This is a genomic window from Cerasibacillus terrae (assembly GCF_008039555.1).
Taxonomy (GTDB): Bacteria; Bacillota; Bacilli; order Bacillales; family Amphibacillaceae; genus Cerasibacillus; species Cerasibacillus terrae.
Genome location: NZ_VDUW01000002.1, coordinates 159,445 through 177,903, shown reverse-complemented (window position 1 = coordinate 177,903; position 18,459 = coordinate 159,445). Strand labels below are relative to the sequence as shown.

Genomic DNA, 18,459 nt, shown 5'->3' with positions numbered 1-18,459 from the left:
CCTATTATATATCAACTTTTTCGAGCATTTCTTTCATTGATACTGATGTAATATACCATAGAAATAGTATACCATTTTATTTCACTATTTATAGAATACCAACTCAAAGAAGAAGTAGCAACAATTTGTTGCTACAACTTTTGACCTACTTATTACTTTTTAAAAAGGAAGGTGAATTGCGCACTGGATCCCAAAAAAAGACTAAATATGAAGCAGCTATTTATTAGATCCGAAAACAATCTAGGCATATTTCCCCTTCCAATCATCCCGTATACTAAATCTGTTTTGTTTGTACTGTTGGAAATATTTTCTGAACTATTTCACATAATTCATCCACATTAAATGGCTTTGCAATAACACCTTTCACAAAATCCATTTTTTCCAACTGTTCTGCCACCAGTTCTATTAACCCGGTCATCATAATACAGGGAATAAAATGTTGATCTGTTTGTAATTGTTTGATCACTTCAATTCCATCTAAAACCGGTAATTTATAATCAATAATTAATAAATCAAAGGATGATGTTGCTATTTTTTCCAATGCTTCTTTTCCCGTTGTCGCCTGCATTACTTCATGGCCTTCTTTTTTTAAAATTTCATTTAAAAGTAATCGAATACCAGGTTCGTCTTCCACAATTAATACTCTTTTTTGCATGAAAATCTCCCTTCTTTTTATAATTCTATGTATATGTCATCCCATTTTTAAAAATGATGTAATATTATAAAGTGCAATTTCAGCAATTAGTGGAGGCTTCCACTGATTGTTGGCATCACAAGGTCCTTATCTAAAGGGCTTTCGGTGAATTGATCGCTAATGGACTGTTGATCCCTACTTGTAATTCTTAGTTCTTTTGAATTCCTGAAGATTCGTCTTATATCCAGTTAACCTGTGATAAAGTTTTCTTTCTATTCTCATTCATTCGACACGAACAGCCGTAACTCCTTTTTCTTTAGTAAAAATAGCCCTTATAGCCTAATAAAGTGAAACTTCAATCAGGGGGAGTTTCTTCTTCTCCCACTGATTGTTAATTAAACGAATCGGGCTTTTACTGGCTGTTGATCCTCCACTTATAATTCTTCAGTATCTCGATTTCTTGATGTGGAGGTCTTACAGCCAGTTAATCTGCGAAAAAAAAACTCACGATATGATTATCGTGAGTTTCATGTTTATTTGACAGTCGCACCAATAAATCCTAAGAATAGTGCTTGTGCTTTTGTTGGGCGTGATTTGAATTCTGGGTGGAACTGACATGCGACAAACCATGGATGATTCTTTATTTCAATGATTTCCACGTATTTCTCATCTGTACTCATTCCGGAAATAATAAATCCATTACTTTCCAACTGCTCAATATAGGCTTGATTTAATTCATAACAATTGCGATGACGTTCTTCAATAATTTCCTGACCTTGATAAGCTGCTTTTGTTTTTGTGCCGTCTACTAGGCGACAAGGATAATTTCCTAGGCGAAAATCTCCCTTTTCATTTTCTTTTTGTTCTACCGGTAAGTCAACGATTGGATTAGCTGTTTCCGGAAGAACCTCTGTTGTATGTGCATTATCTAAACCAAGCACATTTCTTGCAAATTCAACAGCAGCTAATTGCATACCAAGTCCAATTCCTAAAAACGGAATATTATTTTCACGTGCATAACGAATGGCTTCCATTTTTCCATCAATTCCGCGGTGGCCAAACCCTCCAGGAACAATAATTCCATCTACCTTTTCCAATTGTTGATCAATGGTTTCAGGATCTAGTTTCTCAGAATTAATCCAATGTACAACGACATCTGATTCATATGCATAACCTGCATGTTTCAATGCCTCGACAACAGATAAATAAGCATCTGGGAGTTCTACATATTTTCCTACAAGGCCAATATGAACCGTATTTGTTAATTTATTAACCTTTTCAATCAGGTGCATCCATTCAGCCATATTCGGCTCATCACAAGTTAGATGTAAATGATCACAAACTAATTTGTCAAGTTGTTGTTTTTGTAGTTCCACAGGGATTTGATATAAATTATCTAGATCCTGCATTTCGATAACAGCGTTGTAATTAATATCACAAAATAGAGCAATTTTTTCTTTATTATCTTTACTGATCGGATGCTCTGTACGTAAGACAATCGCATCTGGCTGTATTCCTAATGAACGTAATTCTTTTACACTATGTTGGGTTGGTTTTGTTTTCATTTCACCTGCAGCTTGAATAAACGGAACAAGTGTACAGTGGATGTACATCACACTTTCTCTTCCTACATCACTTTTAATTTGGCGAATTGCCTCTAAAAACGGAAGGGATTCAATATCACCAACTGTCCCACCAATTTCTGTAATGACAACATCTGCTTCTGTTGCTTTTCCAGCCCGAAAAACCTGATCTTTTATTTGGTTAGTAATATGTGGAATAACTTGGACAGTCGCCCCACCATATTCCCCATTACGCTCTTTTTGAATAACTGAAGAATATACTTTACCTGTCGTAATATTACTATATTTATTTAAATTGATATCGATAAAACGCTCATAATGCCCTACATCTAAATCTGTCTCCGCTCCATCCTCTGTAACAAAAACTTCCCCATGTTGGTATGGGCTCATTGTCCCTGGATCCACGTTAAGATATGGGTCAAATTTTTGTAAGGTTACCTTTAAACCACGGCTTTTTAATAAACGTCCTAATGAAGCAGCTGTAATTCCTTTTCCTAGTGATGAAACAACACCACCTGTGACAAAAATATACTTTGTCATTCTGTCATCCCTCTTTCTAAGAATATCTTAAATTAACGTCTTTTATTAATCTTTGATAAAAAGTGAAGCTTCATTCGTAAAGAATTACTCTTGGTAAATTGAGTAATTTATAAATAAGAAAAGCGCCTCCCCATTGAACAGGGGAAACGCTTATAAGTCGAATTTAATGAGCCCAATAAGAATATTACCTATCTGGCATAAAAAAGTCAAGTTCCTTACTTAAAATTCTTCATCATCGTCTTCTTCAAATGACTCGTCATCGAATTCTTCGTCATCTAGTAATTCATCATCCACTTTTTCATCTATGTCTGCATCTATATCTTTAAATTCTTCGTCTGCATCATCAGCTTCATCATATTCATTTTCTTCTTCATCATCTTTTTCCAAATCATCTTCATCATCTAGAATATCTGGAAATTCTTCATCGTCATCATCTTGTTTAGACTTTTTTTTATGTCTTACTTTAACTTCATCATCAATTTCATCGATAGGGTACCAACGCTTTAATGTCCAAACATTAGAGCCTAATGTCATAAAACGACCATCTGTATTTAAGTCTGTATAGAACTGTGCCAATTTATCTAGTTCTTGTTCTTTTGTAAATCCCTTTATTTCACTAATTTTTTTAAAGATTTCCTTTAGTTCCAATTCCTTCTTTTCGTCCATCAATAACAGATTAGCCAACTCAATCATTGATAGAAATTGTAATTTATCCTTGCTAACGCTTTTTAAGCTCATCGAACAGCACTCCCTTTACACGTTATTAAGGCGACTTGCCTAAAATATCTTTCTCTATTCGTTGCATTTCATACGTTTCATATTAATGCATCGAATGATTTATTAAAACCTTTTGCTTTTCTTGTTTTTCATTATTGAAGTATAAACTATACCATACTTCATAATCAAATAATATTGTAAAAGATTTTCTTTTATTTTTCTACTATAATAGGCAAGTCATGACTGGATATGGTATAGCATATATTTTCCTTGGATTCTTTTTCTATAGATTGTTGCTAGCTACCTACAATTTATTCTTCAATTAATAATACACGCATAAGATAAAAGAGTTGCCGATCAATGTATTCATCTAATTTGAATTGTTTCTGCAAAATCCAACGACGAAAACCCCACATTTGTCCTTGAATAAAAATATTATTTGCAATTAATTCCGTATCCATATCCGATATATTATGCTCTGGTAAGCAAGATTCAATGACTTGCTTTAGCATATCCACCATCTCACGCTCTTTTTTTAGTACATACTCCTGTGCTTCTTTCTCTAAGGATTTTACTTCTTGGTACATGACAAGAACTTCTTCTTGCATCTCATCCATTAATTCAAAATAGGCCCGTACAACATTTTTCAACATTTTTACAGAAGGAACTTCCTTCGCGATGACAAGTTCTAGACGCTGCTTTACTTGTTCATAAATGGAATCACATACAAGAAACAAGACATCCTCTTTTGTTCGTATATATTCATAAAGTGTACCAATACTGAAACCAGATTCTTTCGCAATCTCTCTTGTCGTTGTTCGATGAAATCCTTTTTCTTTAAAGAGACTAATTGCTCCCTTGATCATTTGATTACGACGTTTCATAACTAATTCTCTATTTTTTACATTGGAAAGAATCTTTTTACGTTCCATCACCACGTCCCTCCTTATATTTACTGGTAAAAAAGGCATGCATGGCGATAGGCCACACATGCCTCACTATCAACTTTCTACTTATTTCGTCAACATTCTGCCGATAACAAGTCGTTGAATTTCGTTTGTTCCTTCATAAATCTGAGTGATTTTTGCATCACGCATAAATCTTTCAACAGGGTAATCCTTTGTATAACCATATCCACCGAATACCTGAACAGCTTCTGTTGCTACACGCATTGCAGCGTCCCCTGCAAATAATTTAGACATGGCAGATTCTTTCCCATATGGTAATTTATTCGATTCTAACCATGCTGCTTGATATGTTAATAGTCGAGATGCTTCCACATCTGTCGCCATATCTGCTAATTTAAATGAAATTCCTTGGTTATGGGCAATTGGCTTACCAAATTGCTCTCTTTCTTTTGCATAATCGACTGCAGCATCTAAAGCCCCTTGCGCAATTCCAACTGCTTGAGCGGCAATACCATTACGTCCACCATCTAATGTGGTCATCGCAACTTTAAAACCTTCTCCTTCTTTACCAAGCATATTTTCTTTCGGAATACGACAATTTTCGAAAATAAGTTCTGTTGTTGGTGAGGAACGAATTCCTAATTTCTTTTCTTTTTTACCAAATGAGAAGCCTTCTGTTCCTTTTTCGACAATAAATGCACTGATACCGCGGTGACGTGCATCTTGATCTGTCTTAGCAAAGACGATGTAGATGTCTGCTACTCCACCATTTGTAATCCATACTTTATTCCCGTTTAAAATATAGTCATCTCCATCTTCTTTTGCTGTCATACGCATGGAAACAACATCACTTCCTGCACCAGGCTCAGATAATGCATAAGCACCTAGAGCTTCTCCTGTTGCTAAACGGCGAAGGAAATTTTGTTTTTGTTCTTCATTTCCGTATTTATAAATTGGCCAGCTAGCAAGTGATAGGTGTGCTGATAACGTAACACCTGTTGATGCACAAACACGAGATAGTTCTTCAACAGCAATCACATAGCTTACAAAATCGGCGCCAATTCCACCATACTCCTCTGGCCATGGAATTCCTGTTAATCCAAGTTCAGCCATTTTATTAAAAATTTCTCTGTCAAATCTTTCTTCTTCATCACGCTCTGCAGCAGTTGGTGCTACCTCGTTTTCTGCAAAGTCTCTTACCATTTTACGTAACATTTCTTGTTCTTCTGTTAATTGAAATTGCATTGTTATGTTCCTCCTTGTTTGTCAAAAGCTAGTTTACATGAATAATTTCAATATCTATTAATATATATCATGAATTATTTTTATTTTAAAAGGTGTTTACCAATAACAAGTCGTTGGATTTCGTTTGTTCCTTCATAGATTTCGGTTACTTTCGCATCACGGAAAAAGCGCTCTACTGGATAATCTTCTGTAAAGCCATATCCACCAAAAACTTGTACAGCTTCAATTGCTGTTTGAACAGCTGTTTTTGTTGCATACATTTTTGCCATGGACGCTTCTTTTCCACAAGGTAAACCTTTTTGAACAAGTGATGCTGCTTGATATGTTAATACTTTAGCAGCTTCTACACTTGTTGCCATATCTGCTAGTTTAAAAGAAAGACCTTGCTGATGGGAAATTGGTTTTCCAAATTGTTCACGTTCCTTAGCATATTCAACTGCATGCTCTAAAGCTGCTTCTGCTATACCAAGAGCCTGTGCCGCAATTCCAATTCTTCCAACATTTAGGTTGGACATGGCAATTTTAAATCCTTGTCCTTCTTCCCCTAATAATTGTTCTTTCGGTACTTTACAATTATCGAAACTGATTTCGACAGTGTTTGATCCATGTAAGCCCATTTTTCGCTCTTTTTTACCAATTACTAATCCTGGAGTGTCTTTTTCAACAATAAATGCACTAATTCCTTTAGAACGTTTTTCTTCACTTGTGCGAGCAAACACGACATATGTATCTGCCACTCCACCGTTTGTAATAAACATTTTAGAACCATTTAGGATATAATAATCGCCATCTTTTTTAGCAGAAGTACGTAAGCTAGCTGCATCAGATCCTGCACTAGGTTCTGTTAAAGCAAATGCTCCTAAATATTCTCCACTTGCTAGTTTCGGAACATATTTCTTTTTCTGTTCTTCTGTACCAAAATAAAGAATTGGATTTGTTCCAACAGATGTGTGTACAGATAAAATAACCCCAACACTTGCACTTACTTTCGCTAGTTCATTAATCGCAATAATATAGGATGTAAAATCCATCCCACTTCCACCATATTCTTCTGGAATTGGTACACCCATAAGTCCTAGTTCACCCATTTTTTGGATGACTTCTTTCGGAAAACGGTCTTCCGTTTCCATTCTTTCTACTTCTTTTGCTACTTCATTTTCCGCAAAGTTACGTACCATTGAGCGCATCATTTCTTGTTCTTCTGTAAAAGTTAAGTTCATGATTGTCTGTCCCCTTTTCTATGCATAGTCTATTAATTTATTAATCGTATGTGTAGAAGCCACGTCCAGATTTACGTCCTAACCAACCAGCACTAACATATTTACGTAATAATGGGCATGGACGATACTTACTATCTCCTAATCCTTCATGTAGGACTTCCATAATGTAGAGACATGTATCTAGTCCAATAAAGTCAGCTAATGTTAATGGTCCCATTGGGTGATTCATTCCTAGTTTCATGACAGTATCCACATCTTCTACAGAAGCTACTCCTTCATAGACCGTATAAACAGCCTCATTAATCATTGGCATTAACACACGGTTTGCAACAAATCCTGGGAAGTCATTTACTTCAACAGATGTTTTATTTAATTGTTTTGCCATCTCATCAATCTTCGTAAATGTTTCATCACTTGTTTGTAATCCTCGAATTACCTCTACTAGTTTCATGACTGGAACCGGATTCATAAAGTGCATTCCAATGACTTGCTCAGGACGTTTTGTCACAGCACAAATCTCTGTAATCGGTAAAGAAGATGTATTGGATGCTAGGATTGCATGTTTTGGTGTAATTTCGTCTAATTGTTGAAAGACACTTGTTTTCACATCCATATTTTCTACAACTGCTTCGATAACTAAATCACAGTCTTTTGCATCCTCTAACATAGAAGATGGTTTGAGGCGACTCATTGTTGCTTCTTTGTCAGATTCTGTCATACGTTCTTTTTCGACAGATCTTGCCAGAAGTTTTTCAATTCGATTCATACCTTTGTCTAGTGCTTCTTTATTCATGTCATTTAATAGCACATCAAATCCTGATTGGGCACAAACTTGAGCAATTCCTGATCCCATTTGTCCTGCACCAATTACCATTACTTTTTTAATTGTCATTATAGAAAACCTCCTTAGATGTGTATCTGTTTATTATTTTGTATCATTCTTCATATGCTGTTCTATTTATGCTACCGCATTTGAAATACACTCCGCTTTCCGCGGGCAATCCGCGAGCCTCCTCGAACTACACTAACGTTTCGTTCTGTGGGGTCTCGCCTGGCTCGCTTTCCCGCTGGAGTCTTCGTGTATTTCAAATGATAATTTCGATAAAATTTCTATTTAAATCATTCTTTTAAAAAGCACCCTTTACTTCATATCCAAATTATTGTTTTGGAACTTCGATTAAAATAGCGTCTCCTTGTCCGCCACCACTACAAATGGCTGCGATTCCTAATCCGCCACCACGACGTTTTAGTTCATAAGCTAAAGTTAAGATAATACGAGCACCACTTGCTCCAATTGGGTGACCTAATGCAACTGCACCACCATTGACATTTACCTTTTCATGTGGGATATCAGCAATTTGCATGGATGCAAGAGAAACTGTTGCAAATGCCTCGTTAATTTCAAATAGTTCAATATCATCCATCGAATAGCCTGTTTTATCTAGTAATTCTTTGATGACATATCCAGGAGTCTTTGGAAAATTCTCTGCTTCTACAGCAACTTCTGCATGACCTAAGATGGTTGCTAGAGGTTCTTTATTTAATTCTTTTGCTTTTTCATCTGACATAAGTACAAAAGCTGCTCCACCATCATTAACACCTGGAGCGTTTCCAGCTGTAATTGTTCCATCTTTCCCGAATACTGGACGTAGTTTCCCGAGTACTTCTAGGTTTGTATCCTTACGTGGTGCTTCATCAGTATCCACAAGAATCGGGTCTTTTTTACGCACAGGTACTTCAATCGGTTCAATTTCTTCAGCAAATTTACCTGTCTCCATTGCTAAGATGGCACGTTGATGACTGCGATACGCCCACTCATCTTGTGACTCTCTTGATATACCTAAATCTTCAGATGTGGAGTTCCCGTAGTTACCCATATGTACTCCTTGGAAAGAGCACGTTAGTCCATCATGCACCATAGAATCGACTACCTTTTGATCACCCATTCGGTATCCAAAGCGAGCATTTGGTAATATATATGGAGCATTAGACATACTCTCCATTCCACCTGCTACAATTACATCTTCTTCCCCTAAACGAATAAGCTGATCGGCTAGTGTTACACTTCGTAAACCGGATGCACATACTTTGTTAATTGTTTCTGTCTTCACTTCCCATGGCATTCCAGCCTCCCTAGCAGCTTGACGTGATGGAATCTGGCCTTGTCCTGCTTGTAAGACATTTCCCATAATTACTTCATCGACTTCTTTTCCTTCTATTCCTGCTCGGTCTAGTGCCGCTTTAATGGCATGACCACCTAACTTAGAAGCAGTTATTCCTTTTAATGAACCTCCAAGTTTACCAAAAGGTGTCCTTGCTCCAGATACAATAACTGTCTTTTTCATGATTTTTTGTCATCCTCTCCATAATTTCCATGAAAACGCTTCAATTTCTACTATTCTATCTTCTCATAAATCGATTGAACGCTCAATCAAAACATACTTAAAAAAGGAAGGCATCACACCTATTCTTTTTATGCTTGCCTTCCTGTAATTACTTTTAAGCTGTCTTGGTTGTTTCTTCTTCATCGAAGACTGATAATGCAAGAATTTCTGCTACATCCATTGTACTAATATCTTCTTCTACTTCTTTTGCCTTTGTTCCATCACTTAACATGGTTAAGCAATATGGACATGCGCTGGAAATCATCGTTGGTTCAACTTCTAATGCTTGTTCCGTTCTCGCAACATTAATTCGGTTTCCAGTTGTTTCTTCTGCCCACATCATTCCTCCACCTGCTCCACAGCACATTCCATTTTCATGGGAGCGGTCCATCTCAACAAGTTCCAAACCTGGTATTGCCTTTAGGATTTCCCTTGGTGGATCATACACACCGTTATAGCGGCCTAAATAACAAGAATCATGGTATGTTAATCTTTCTTTAATAGCACCTTTTGGTTGCAATTTACCATTCATTACTAAATCATATAGCATTTGTGTATGGTGAATAACTTCTGCTTCGAAACCAAAATCAGGATATTCATTTTTGAAAATGTTATAAGCATGTGGATCAATCGTTACAATTTTCTTTACATCATTTTTCTGAAATTGTTTAATATTTTTCTCTGCAATTTCTTGGAATAAAAATTCATTTCCAATTCTTCTTGCTGTGTCACCAGAGTTTGCTTCTTTATTTCCTAAAATAGCGAAACTTATGCCTGCTTTATTCATTAATTTAGCAAATGCAATTGCAATCTTTTGACTCCGGCTGTCATAAGCACCCATCGAACTTACCCAGAATAGGTATTCGAAGTCTTTATCTTCTTTCTTCAATTCCTTTATTGTTGGAATATATACAGATTCATCTAATTCACGCCATTTAATTCGATCTTTTTTCGAAAGCCCCCAAGGGTTTCCTTGACGTTCGATATTCATAACCGCACGTTGGATATCAGAATCCATTTTACCCTCGGTCATTACAAGGAAACGACGTAGGTCAATAATTTTATCAACATGTTCGTTCATTACTGGACATGCATCTTCACAGTTACGGCATGTTGTACATGCATTTAATTCTTCTTCTGTAATAACATCACCAATTAAGCTAACTTCTTCCATCGTTGCTGCTGCTTCACTTCCTTGGCCTGCTAGTTGATTACCAGCTGTACTGGAAAAGGCGTATGTTGGTACCCATGGTGATTTACCTGTAATCGCGGCACCTTTTTCAGTTAAATGGTCACGAATTTTAACCATTAAATCCATTGGTGAAAGCATCTTACCTGTTGTAGCAGCCGGACAAACACTTGTACAACGGCCACATTCTACACAAGCATATAAGTCAACTAATTGATATTGTTCAAAATCTTCTACCTTTCCAACACCAAATGAAATATCTTCTTCATCATCGTCTTCATCAATATCGAAATCTAATTTTTCCAATTTTCCTGGAACACGCTTACTTAAGAAAACATTAATAGGTGCTGCAATTAAGTGTGCGTGTTTAGATTGTGGTACATAAACTAAAAAGACTAGTAATGTAATAGTGTGGATCCACCAAAAGATGAAAAACAGAACCATTGCTGCAGTTGGTGATAAAAATCCAAATACAGTAGCTACTAAACTAGCAACAGGTTGAGACCATGTAGCTGCTTGTTCTTCCCAGATTAATAACATTCCATTACCTAGAAGAACAGAAATCATCAATGTCCCAATAAAAATCAATACTAAACCAGACTTTAAACCACGTTTTAAACGAGGTAGTTTCTCAATATAACGTCTGTAAAAAGCAAAGGCAACTGAAATTAAGATCATTAATGTTACTAGTTCTTGGAAAAAGGTAAACCCAGGATAAATTGGCCCAAATGGCAAATGTTTTCCAGGAGCTAGCCCTTTAATGAACATATCAATTGCACCGAATTGGACAAGGAGAAATCCATAAAACATCATGACGTGCATGATTCCGGATTTTTTATCCTTTAACAGTTTCGATTGACCAAATACGATTGTCCAAATTTTACCCAAACGCTCTTTTACTTGCCCATCAAATTCTGATTTCTTACCTAGACGAATGTAAGCAAGTCTTGTTGCTATAACCCTACCAAATAGGTATAGGGCATAGACTGTAACCGCAATAAAAGCTAACATATTAATCAGTAGAAACCCCTTCATTATTCGCGCCCCCTTTTATATTTTAAGACATCTAAAAATGATAACGATTACAAACCTAAAAAAACTACTTTCTAGACTACTTTTCTATGTGCTCATATTATACTATAAATATGAACGAGCATTCAGTCAACTTTTTTTATTTATAAAATATGATTTTTTTACAAATATTCTCTTTTTTTATTGTTTTAACGACAGAAAGTTCAGATGACAACTCATTCTTCGAAATACAATTCTAAGCGATGTTCTCGCGCTTCTTGACCATTCAGCTTAACAGAGTATTCAATGATTAAGGAGCCATCTTCTTTATTTTCTAGTCTTTTATAGACAATTGATTTCGTGTACGTTTCCATACGGATTGTTCCATAAGGATGTTTAAATACATTTTCAGTCTTTTTATGGAGACGAAATTGTTGGTTCATTTGAACATGGCCTGAGCGTTTAATGTTCACACGTTCTGGTTGAATGGTAATCCGATTCTTTATTGGACCATCTTCATTATTTGATTCCACATATGAGAGTACATCAAACTGATCCCTTTGGAAATACTCCCCTTTTTCTCTGATTGTATTGTATTCCATCTGGCCATTATCATCGATTGTCATATGCAAATTAATTTGTATTTCTTGCCCCATCTTATCGCCTCAATTTCTATATAAATTCTTTTCTATTATAACGAATTATGTAGAGAAAGAGAATGCTTTGAAGCTATTTTCATGAATAATTGACATATCCTTTTATCACATGTAGTTCTCCAAAACTTGTCTCTAAAAGGATCTCTTCATATAGATTGGTCTTATCTCATTCTTCCTCGTTTATATTCTAGATTTTTTCCCCATAATATGACAAACAAACTAATTTTAAAAATGGAGCATCAGTGAGCGATGGGACGAATACATTTAAAACCAATCAATCGTATATTATTAAAGTTCGGTCTGGGGATCATTTCGATGGTCATCTTGTTTTTCGTAGTGCTTTATTTAATAGGTCCTCCGCCAATTTCAGATGAGCAAGACACCATATATTATGACACATCTGGTGAAAAGATTGGTGAAGGGAAAGGAAAAGAAAATCAGGATTGGGTGTCTTTAACAGACATATCCCCCCATGTAATCGATGCAATGATTGCTATTGAAGATCAACATTTCTTTAAGCATCACGGTTTCGATATAAAACGAATTCTAATTGCCGCCTTAAAAGATATTAAAAGTGGCTCATTAAAAGAAGGAGCAAGTACGTTAACCCAACAATATGCTCGTAATCTATATCTATCCCATGAAAAAACATGGTCCCGAAAAATAAAAGAAGCAATCTATACAATCCGATTAGAAATGTTTTATTCGAAAACAGAAATTTTAGAAGGATATTTAAATACGATTTATTATGGTGCCGGTGCTTATGGGATTGAAGCAGCCAGTCAAGTCTATTTCAATAAGAAGGCAAAAGATTTGACCTTAGCTGAGTCTGCCATGTTAGCAGGTATCCCTAAGGGGCCTAGTTATTTTTCACCTTTCCTTAATAAAGAAAAGGCAGAAAAACGTCAACAACTTATTTTGCGTGTCATGCATGAAGAAGGAGTTATTTCTAAACAAACGTTTGAACTAGCAAAGAATGAAAGTTTGGATTATGCAAAATACGATCCTTCCCTTTCTTCTGATACGAGTAATTATTTTCAAGAAACAGTCCTACAAGAGGCAAAAAAAATATTGCAGATGGATCGAGAAGCCATCCAAGCTGGTGGCTACCGTATTTATACAACCTTAAATCAAGACCATCAGGATAAATTGGAAGAAACAATTGAAAAAACAATCGACTCAAAAAGTGATATTGAAATTGGTGCACTTGCATTGGATCCAAATACAGGAGCAATCCGAGCACTTGTTGGTGGTCGAGACTTTCAAAAAAGCCCTTTTAATCGTGCAACACATTCCAGAAGAATGACCGGATCTACATTTAAACCTATTTTATTTTATGCAGCATTAGAGCGCGGCTTTACAGCAAATACGACATTAATGAGTAAACCAACTACATTTGAATTTGCAAATAACAATACGTATCAACCTCGTAATTACAATGGTTATTATGCAAATGATCCGATTACATTGGCACAAGCTCTAGCCTTGTCTGATAATATTTATGCAGTAAAAACTCACTTATTCATCGGGATGGATACGTTGGTAGAAACTGCGAAGAAATTTGGAATCACAGGAGATTTGCCACGTGTTCCCTCTTTAGCACTTGGGACTGCTTCTGTCCCTTTACAAGAAATGGTTACAGCTTATGGGATGATAGGAAACGGTGGAATGCAGATTGAGGAGCATGCTATAGAAAAAATAGTGGATAAGAATGGGAAAACTTTATATACAAGAGAACATCCAAAAAGGCAAATTTTTGATGAGAAAAAGGCGTTTATTTTAACAGAACTTCTTACAGGTATGTTCGATGAATCATTAAATGGATACATGTCTGTAACAGGATCCCCTATCATTGATCAATTATCCAGACCTTATGCAGGGAAATCAGGAACAACAGAATCGGATAGTTGGATGATTGGCTATAGTCCTGAAATTGTAACAGGTATTTGGACTGGATATGATGATAATCGTGAACTAGAACGTGTCCGCGAAAAAAAATATGCCAAAGAAATCTGGGCCAAGTTTATGGAAAAAGCACATCAAGATATACCAATGAGCACATTCATGCCACCAAAAGGGGTCATCGGCATTCCGATTGATCCAGAAACAGGAAAAAGAGCAACACCAAATTGCCCAACCAATCATGTCATGTATTTTGAAATCGGAACAGAACCAACAACTTATTGTAAAGAACATCAAGCACCTGAAAAAGAGGGGGAAAAGAAAGAAGGAAAAGAAAAAGGCATTTTTCAAAAATGGTTTGAATTATTTTTTGATTAACCTTATATACTCAAAAAAACATAGATAAAGTGAAACTTCAATCAGTGGAGGGATTTATCTTTCTCCCACTGATTGTTAGTTGAACCAATCGGGCCTTTACTGGCTGTTGATCTGCGATAAAGATAAAAGCCGACTTCATATGCAGTGTCCTAGCTGCAAACGAGTCGGCTTTTATTTTGTCCTAGTAATATTGATTGTCCATGTACTGTATATTTTACAAATTTCCTTTGAAAAGTACAAGGGTTTATAGTTAACTTCATGATTCAGTCACAAAATGTGAATAATTTGTGACTTTTTTATTAAACCGATTTTATAAAGTGAAACTTCAATCAGTGGGAGGTTTATTTTCCTCTCACTGATTGTTAGTTGAACGAATCGGGCCTTTACTGGCTGTTGATCCTCCACCTATAATTCTTGAATATCTCAAATTCTTGATGTGGAGGTCTTACAGCCAGTTAATCTGCGATAAAGTGAAACTTCAATCAGTGGGAGGTTTATTTTCCTCTCACTGATTGTTAGTTGAACGAATCGGGCCTTTACTAGATATTTAATTGACTTTTCAATTCCTCTGTAGAATGCTCCCAGAATTCTTGATTAAAATCCTTTAAATAATCATGTAATAATTGTTTCGATAAATCGTCCATATGATCAACAATAATTTTTCCCTTTAAAGATGCTTCCATGTTTTGCACATGTTCTGGCATGGATTTATATGCACGTTTATTTGGTTTATCAACAAGCAACTCACATCCAGCAACACCTGCATAATATGGACTTTCTTTCCCTTGTTCCACTGTCACCCAAACAATCCAATATTTTTTTGGATTAGGTACATCTTCCCGATCCGGCATATATTTTACACGTCTCTCAATTGCACTTCTAGCATGCATTGCATCCATATCAAGATATGCTGTTTTTTCATTTGGATCAACAATGACAGACGACATATTTTCTAAACTAATGGACCCAGCACCATAACCACCATGTCCATCATTAGAGTCATCTTTTATAATGGTAAAGCGATTTTTCTTTTTATTGGAAGGTTGATTTGAATTCATTGTTAATTGCCTCCTTCTGAAATACATACTTCTTTTAATTGTAGCATAGAGTATGTATTTATTTCACGTAAGAGGCATGGATGATTTCCTAATAGGTCTACAGCTTTTTTCATAATTTATATGATAGATAGTTCGTATTCAACTTATGTCCTAGCTTCGTTACTAAGCAAAGCATCAATCACATTCACTGTACCAATGTATCAATTAATTCCCATGCTTTTGCCATTTCCACGGGACTATAGTTCTGCTTCGGTTTGACATGATGCACTTTTTTCTCCACTACTTCTCGAGGGAGGTCTTTGAAAAATAGCATCGTTGCTACTAATTCCAAAAAGCGGGAACTCTCTGCTAATAAGAGATTTGCCTGCTCACTGAAATCAGGCATGTCCGATTGAAAATGCTCTAAGAAATCCACGCCATGTTCTGTAATCTGATAATGGTACTGAATATAATTGCTCTTATCTTCCTTTTCTTCTTCAATAAATCCAAGATTACATAGCTCTTCTATTCGGAGGGACAACTCTTCAGAGTATGGTCCATAAAAGTGAAATTGATACTTTTCCTCAAAAGGCACCCCACATGATTGTAGAATATAAATCATTTTTTGGAGTTTTTTCCGTCCAGTTACCTCTCCTACTACAGAAAAAAACTGCATGACTTTGGAATGATTCATTAACATCCTTAAACATCTCCTTGAATCTGTAAAATTGCCATGATTTTCTCAACTGTTTCTTTGTCCTTATTTTCTTTCAACATATCTAATGGAAAATATAATTTATGATCTGTTCGTTTTTTCCCTGAGATTGCCTCCACGACATCTGATTCTCGGGATAACTCCCTTAATTCCTGATTTGGCATTAATAAATGAATCGGTAACCGTTCCCCTTCTTCTCCCGGCCGGTAAAAATCATATGGTAAGTCAGAAGAAGAGTCAACAACAAGATAATAATCAGGATCGATTCTAATATTTTTAAACAATTGAATCAGCTCTAACCACACATTCATCATCTTATTTGGATCAAATTCAACATATTTAAACAGACGTCGATTGATAAATCTTTCACATAAATCTTGTAAAACTTCATCTGTTTCCTCTTGCCACATTTGGAAATAGTAATAAACAATCGCTTCGTCGAGTTTTAAATAATCTTGGAGATTTTCCTCGTTTTTGAAAAAAGATATGAAATGTGTCGGTTCTAATTTAAATATGTAGCCTTTATCATATAAATGTTTTACACGATGGAAAATTTTCGTCAAAATCACCTCAGAACTACGAGTGACAGGATGAAAATATACTTGCCAATACATCTGATAGCGGCTCATAATATAGTCTTCTACTGCATGCATCCCAGTTGATTTAATGACGACTTGATCCTCCGTTGGGCGCATCACACGCAAAATACGTTCCATATCAAAATGACCGTAGCTCACCCCTGTAAAATAGGAGTCGCGCTGTAAATAATCCATACGGTCAGCATCAATTTGACTAGAAATTAGACTTACGACAAGTTTATTGGAATGGGTTTTAGCAATCACATCAGCAACCTCATTAGCAAATCCTGGATATACCTTTTCTAACACATGATTTACTTTTGTATCACCGACAATGATTTGTTGTGTATAATGTTCATGATCTAATTTGAACACTTTTTCAAAGGAATGGGAAAAAGGCCCATGTCCTAAATCATGTAAAAGAGCTGCACATAAACAGAGCAAGCGGTCCTGTTCATTCCAATGTTTACGGTCCTTAAAATTGAATATAATTCTCCGGACAATTTCGTAAACCCCAAGAGAATGATTAAAACGACTATGTTCTGCACCATGGAATGTTAAATATGTCGTACCTAATTGTTTAATTCGTCTTAGTCGTTGAAACTCTGGTGTTGCAATTAAATCCCATATCACCCGGTCTCGAACATGCACATACCGGTGAACAGGATCTTTGAACACTTTTTCTTCATGTAATTGTTCATCTTTATACGCCATTTTTTTACATTCAACTCGTTTCTTTTCGACGATTATGTATTATTATATAATAGAGTGTTCATAGTTAAAAGGGTAAAAATCATGACATTTAAATGAGAGGGACTTTTATGAAAACATTAGATGATATCATGCAACATTCTACTTTCCGTTATATGGACCATACCAATTGCACCATTTTTCAAAACAAAGCCTATACAGCGATGACTTCATTTGCGATTGATGATGCAATCTCTACTGCTGTAAGTAATCATATGTCCCCACCAACTGTTAGACTATGGGTTCACCCAAAAACAGTTGTCCTTGGGATTCCCGATACACGCATCCCCTATCTAAAAGATGGAGTTAAATTACTCCAAGACCAGGGTTATCAAGTCATTGTCCGTAATTCAGGCGGACTAGCGGTTGTACTTGATGAGGAAATTTTAAATATATCCCTCATCTTACCAAATATGAGGGATATTTCTATTTATGATTGTTATGAAGCGATGGTCACCTTTGTGCAACATATGTTAAAAGATGTCACAAACGAGATTCAAGCCTATGAAATTGTTGGATCATATTGTCCAGGTGATTATGACTTAAGTATCGCCGGGAAAAAATTTGCTGGTATTTCTCAGCGTCGTATAAAAGATGCTGCCGCTGTGCAAATTTATTTAGATGTCGATGGAGGTAGTGAAAACCGTGCAAGACTCGTTCGTGATTTCTATGATATTGGCATTCAACAAGAGATGACAAAATTCACCTATCCAAAAATCAAGCCACAAAAAATGGCATCTCTAACAAACCTACTTGGTCGGAAAATGACGATGGAAAATATGATTCACCGGACAAAAAAGGCATTAAGGGAGATAAGTAAGGAAGTTGTGATTGAGGATTTTTCTCTAGAAGAAAAGAAGACATTCCAAAAGCGAATGAAAATGATGGAAAAACGCAATGAGATAATTCACAAATTCCTATGATATTTTTAACAATTTCGTGACAAATAGGGTCTTTTTAGCTAATACAAATCATTTTTAAACAGCATCTTAAATGAAGCCCTTCCATCGTT

General features: G+C 35.9%; 15 protein-coding genes. 2 read left to right on the top strand and 13 right to left on the bottom strand.

Translation table 11 applies throughout. The features are described from left to right. Positions 1-274: 274 nt before the first annotated feature. The 10 genes from FHP05_RS04285 to FHP05_RS04240 form a co-directional block, all read right to left on the bottom strand. Positions 275-655: a response regulator gene (locus tag FHP05_RS04285; protein WP_147666011.1), complete on the bottom strand. Its 381-nt coding sequence runs from the start codon at positions 653-655 to the stop codon at positions 275-277. A gap of 512 nt (positions 656-1,167) precedes the next feature. Continuing rightward, the gene (locus FHP05_RS04280) at positions 1,168-2,757 is read right to left on the bottom strand and encodes a CTP synthase (RefSeq protein WP_147666010.1); all 1,590 of its coding nucleotides are present in this window, start codon (positions 2,755-2,757) and stop codon (positions 1,168-1,170) included. A 219-nt stretch (positions 2,758-2,976) separates the two neighbouring features. After that, complete coding sequence (gene rpoE, locus FHP05_RS04275; RefSeq protein WP_147666009.1) at positions 2,977-3,495, bottom strand: DNA-directed RNA polymerase subunit delta; 519 nt, start codon at positions 3,493-3,495, stop codon at positions 2,977-2,979. A gap of 290 nt (positions 3,496-3,785) precedes the next feature. Then, entirely contained in the window at positions 3,786-4,406 is a 621-nt protein-coding gene (locus FHP05_RS04270; protein WP_147666008.1) for a TetR/AcrR family transcriptional regulator, read from the bottom strand. 81 nt (positions 4,407-4,487) lie between these two features. Then, positions 4,488-5,627 (bottom strand): acyl-CoA dehydrogenase, encoded by a 1,140-nt coding sequence (locus tag FHP05_RS04265; RefSeq protein ID WP_147666007.1) that lies wholly within the window; start codon positions 5,625-5,627, stop codon positions 4,488-4,490. Between the two features lie 80 nt (positions 5,628-5,707). Next, a complete protein-coding gene (locus tag FHP05_RS04260) occupies positions 5,708-6,847 on the bottom strand; it encodes an acyl-CoA dehydrogenase (RefSeq protein WP_147666006.1) in 1,140 nt (379 codons plus the stop codon). A gap of 40 nt (positions 6,848-6,887) precedes the next feature. Next, complete coding sequence (locus tag FHP05_RS04255) at positions 6,888-7,739, bottom strand: 3-hydroxybutyryl-CoA dehydrogenase (protein WP_147666005.1); 852 nt, start codon at positions 7,737-7,739, stop codon at positions 6,888-6,890. 265 nt (positions 7,740-8,004) lie between these two features. Continuing rightward, entirely contained in the window at positions 8,005-9,192 is a 1,188-nt protein-coding gene (locus tag FHP05_RS04250) for an acetyl-CoA C-acetyltransferase (protein WP_147666004.1), read from the bottom strand. A gap of 154 nt (positions 9,193-9,346) precedes the next feature. Then, positions 9,347-11,455, bottom strand: a complete 2,109-nt coding sequence (locus tag FHP05_RS04245; RefSeq protein WP_147666003.1) for a (Fe-S)-binding protein — start codon at positions 11,453-11,455, stop codon at positions 9,347-9,349. Positions 11,456-11,667: 212 nt separating this feature from the next. Beyond that, a complete protein-coding gene (locus FHP05_RS04240; RefSeq protein WP_147666002.1) occupies positions 11,668-12,087 on the bottom strand; it encodes a DUF1934 domain-containing protein in 420 nt (139 codons plus the stop codon). A gap of 249 nt (positions 12,088-12,336) precedes the next feature. On the opposite strand from FHP05_RS04240, the gene FHP05_RS04235 reads away from it, so the two are divergent. Beyond that, on the top strand, positions 12,337-14,367 hold the full coding sequence (locus FHP05_RS04235; RefSeq protein WP_147666001.1) for a transglycosylase domain-containing protein: 2,031 nt from the start codon (positions 12,337-12,339) through the stop codon (positions 14,365-14,367). 539 nt (positions 14,368-14,906) lie between these two features. On the opposite strand, the gene FHP05_RS04230 is transcribed toward FHP05_RS04235, so the two are convergent. The 3 genes from FHP05_RS04230 to FHP05_RS04220 all read right to left on the bottom strand — a co-directional run bounded on the left by FHP05_RS04230 (position 14,907) and on the right by FHP05_RS04220 (position 17,411). Further along, entirely contained in the window at positions 14,907-15,425 is a 519-nt protein-coding gene (locus FHP05_RS04230) for a YwhD family protein (protein WP_147666000.1), read from the bottom strand. Positions 15,426-15,609: 184 nt separating this feature from the next. Next, the gene (locus tag FHP05_RS04225; protein WP_147665999.1) at positions 15,610-16,104 is read right to left on the bottom strand and encodes a YwgA family protein; all 495 of its coding nucleotides are present in this window, start codon (positions 16,102-16,104) and stop codon (positions 15,610-15,612) included. 2 nt (positions 16,105-16,106) lie between these two features. Continuing rightward, on the bottom strand, positions 16,107-17,411 hold the full coding sequence (locus FHP05_RS04220) for an HD domain-containing protein (RefSeq protein ID WP_147665998.1): 1,305 nt from the start codon (positions 17,409-17,411) through the stop codon (positions 16,107-16,109). A 107-nt stretch (positions 17,412-17,518) separates the two neighbouring features. On the opposite strand from FHP05_RS04220, the gene FHP05_RS04215 reads away from it, so the two are divergent. After that, positions 17,519-18,370: a lipoate--protein ligase family protein gene (locus FHP05_RS04215; protein WP_147665997.1), complete on the top strand. Its 852-nt coding sequence runs from the start codon at positions 17,519-17,521 to the stop codon at positions 18,368-18,370. Positions 18,371-18,459: the final 89 nt, after the last annotated feature.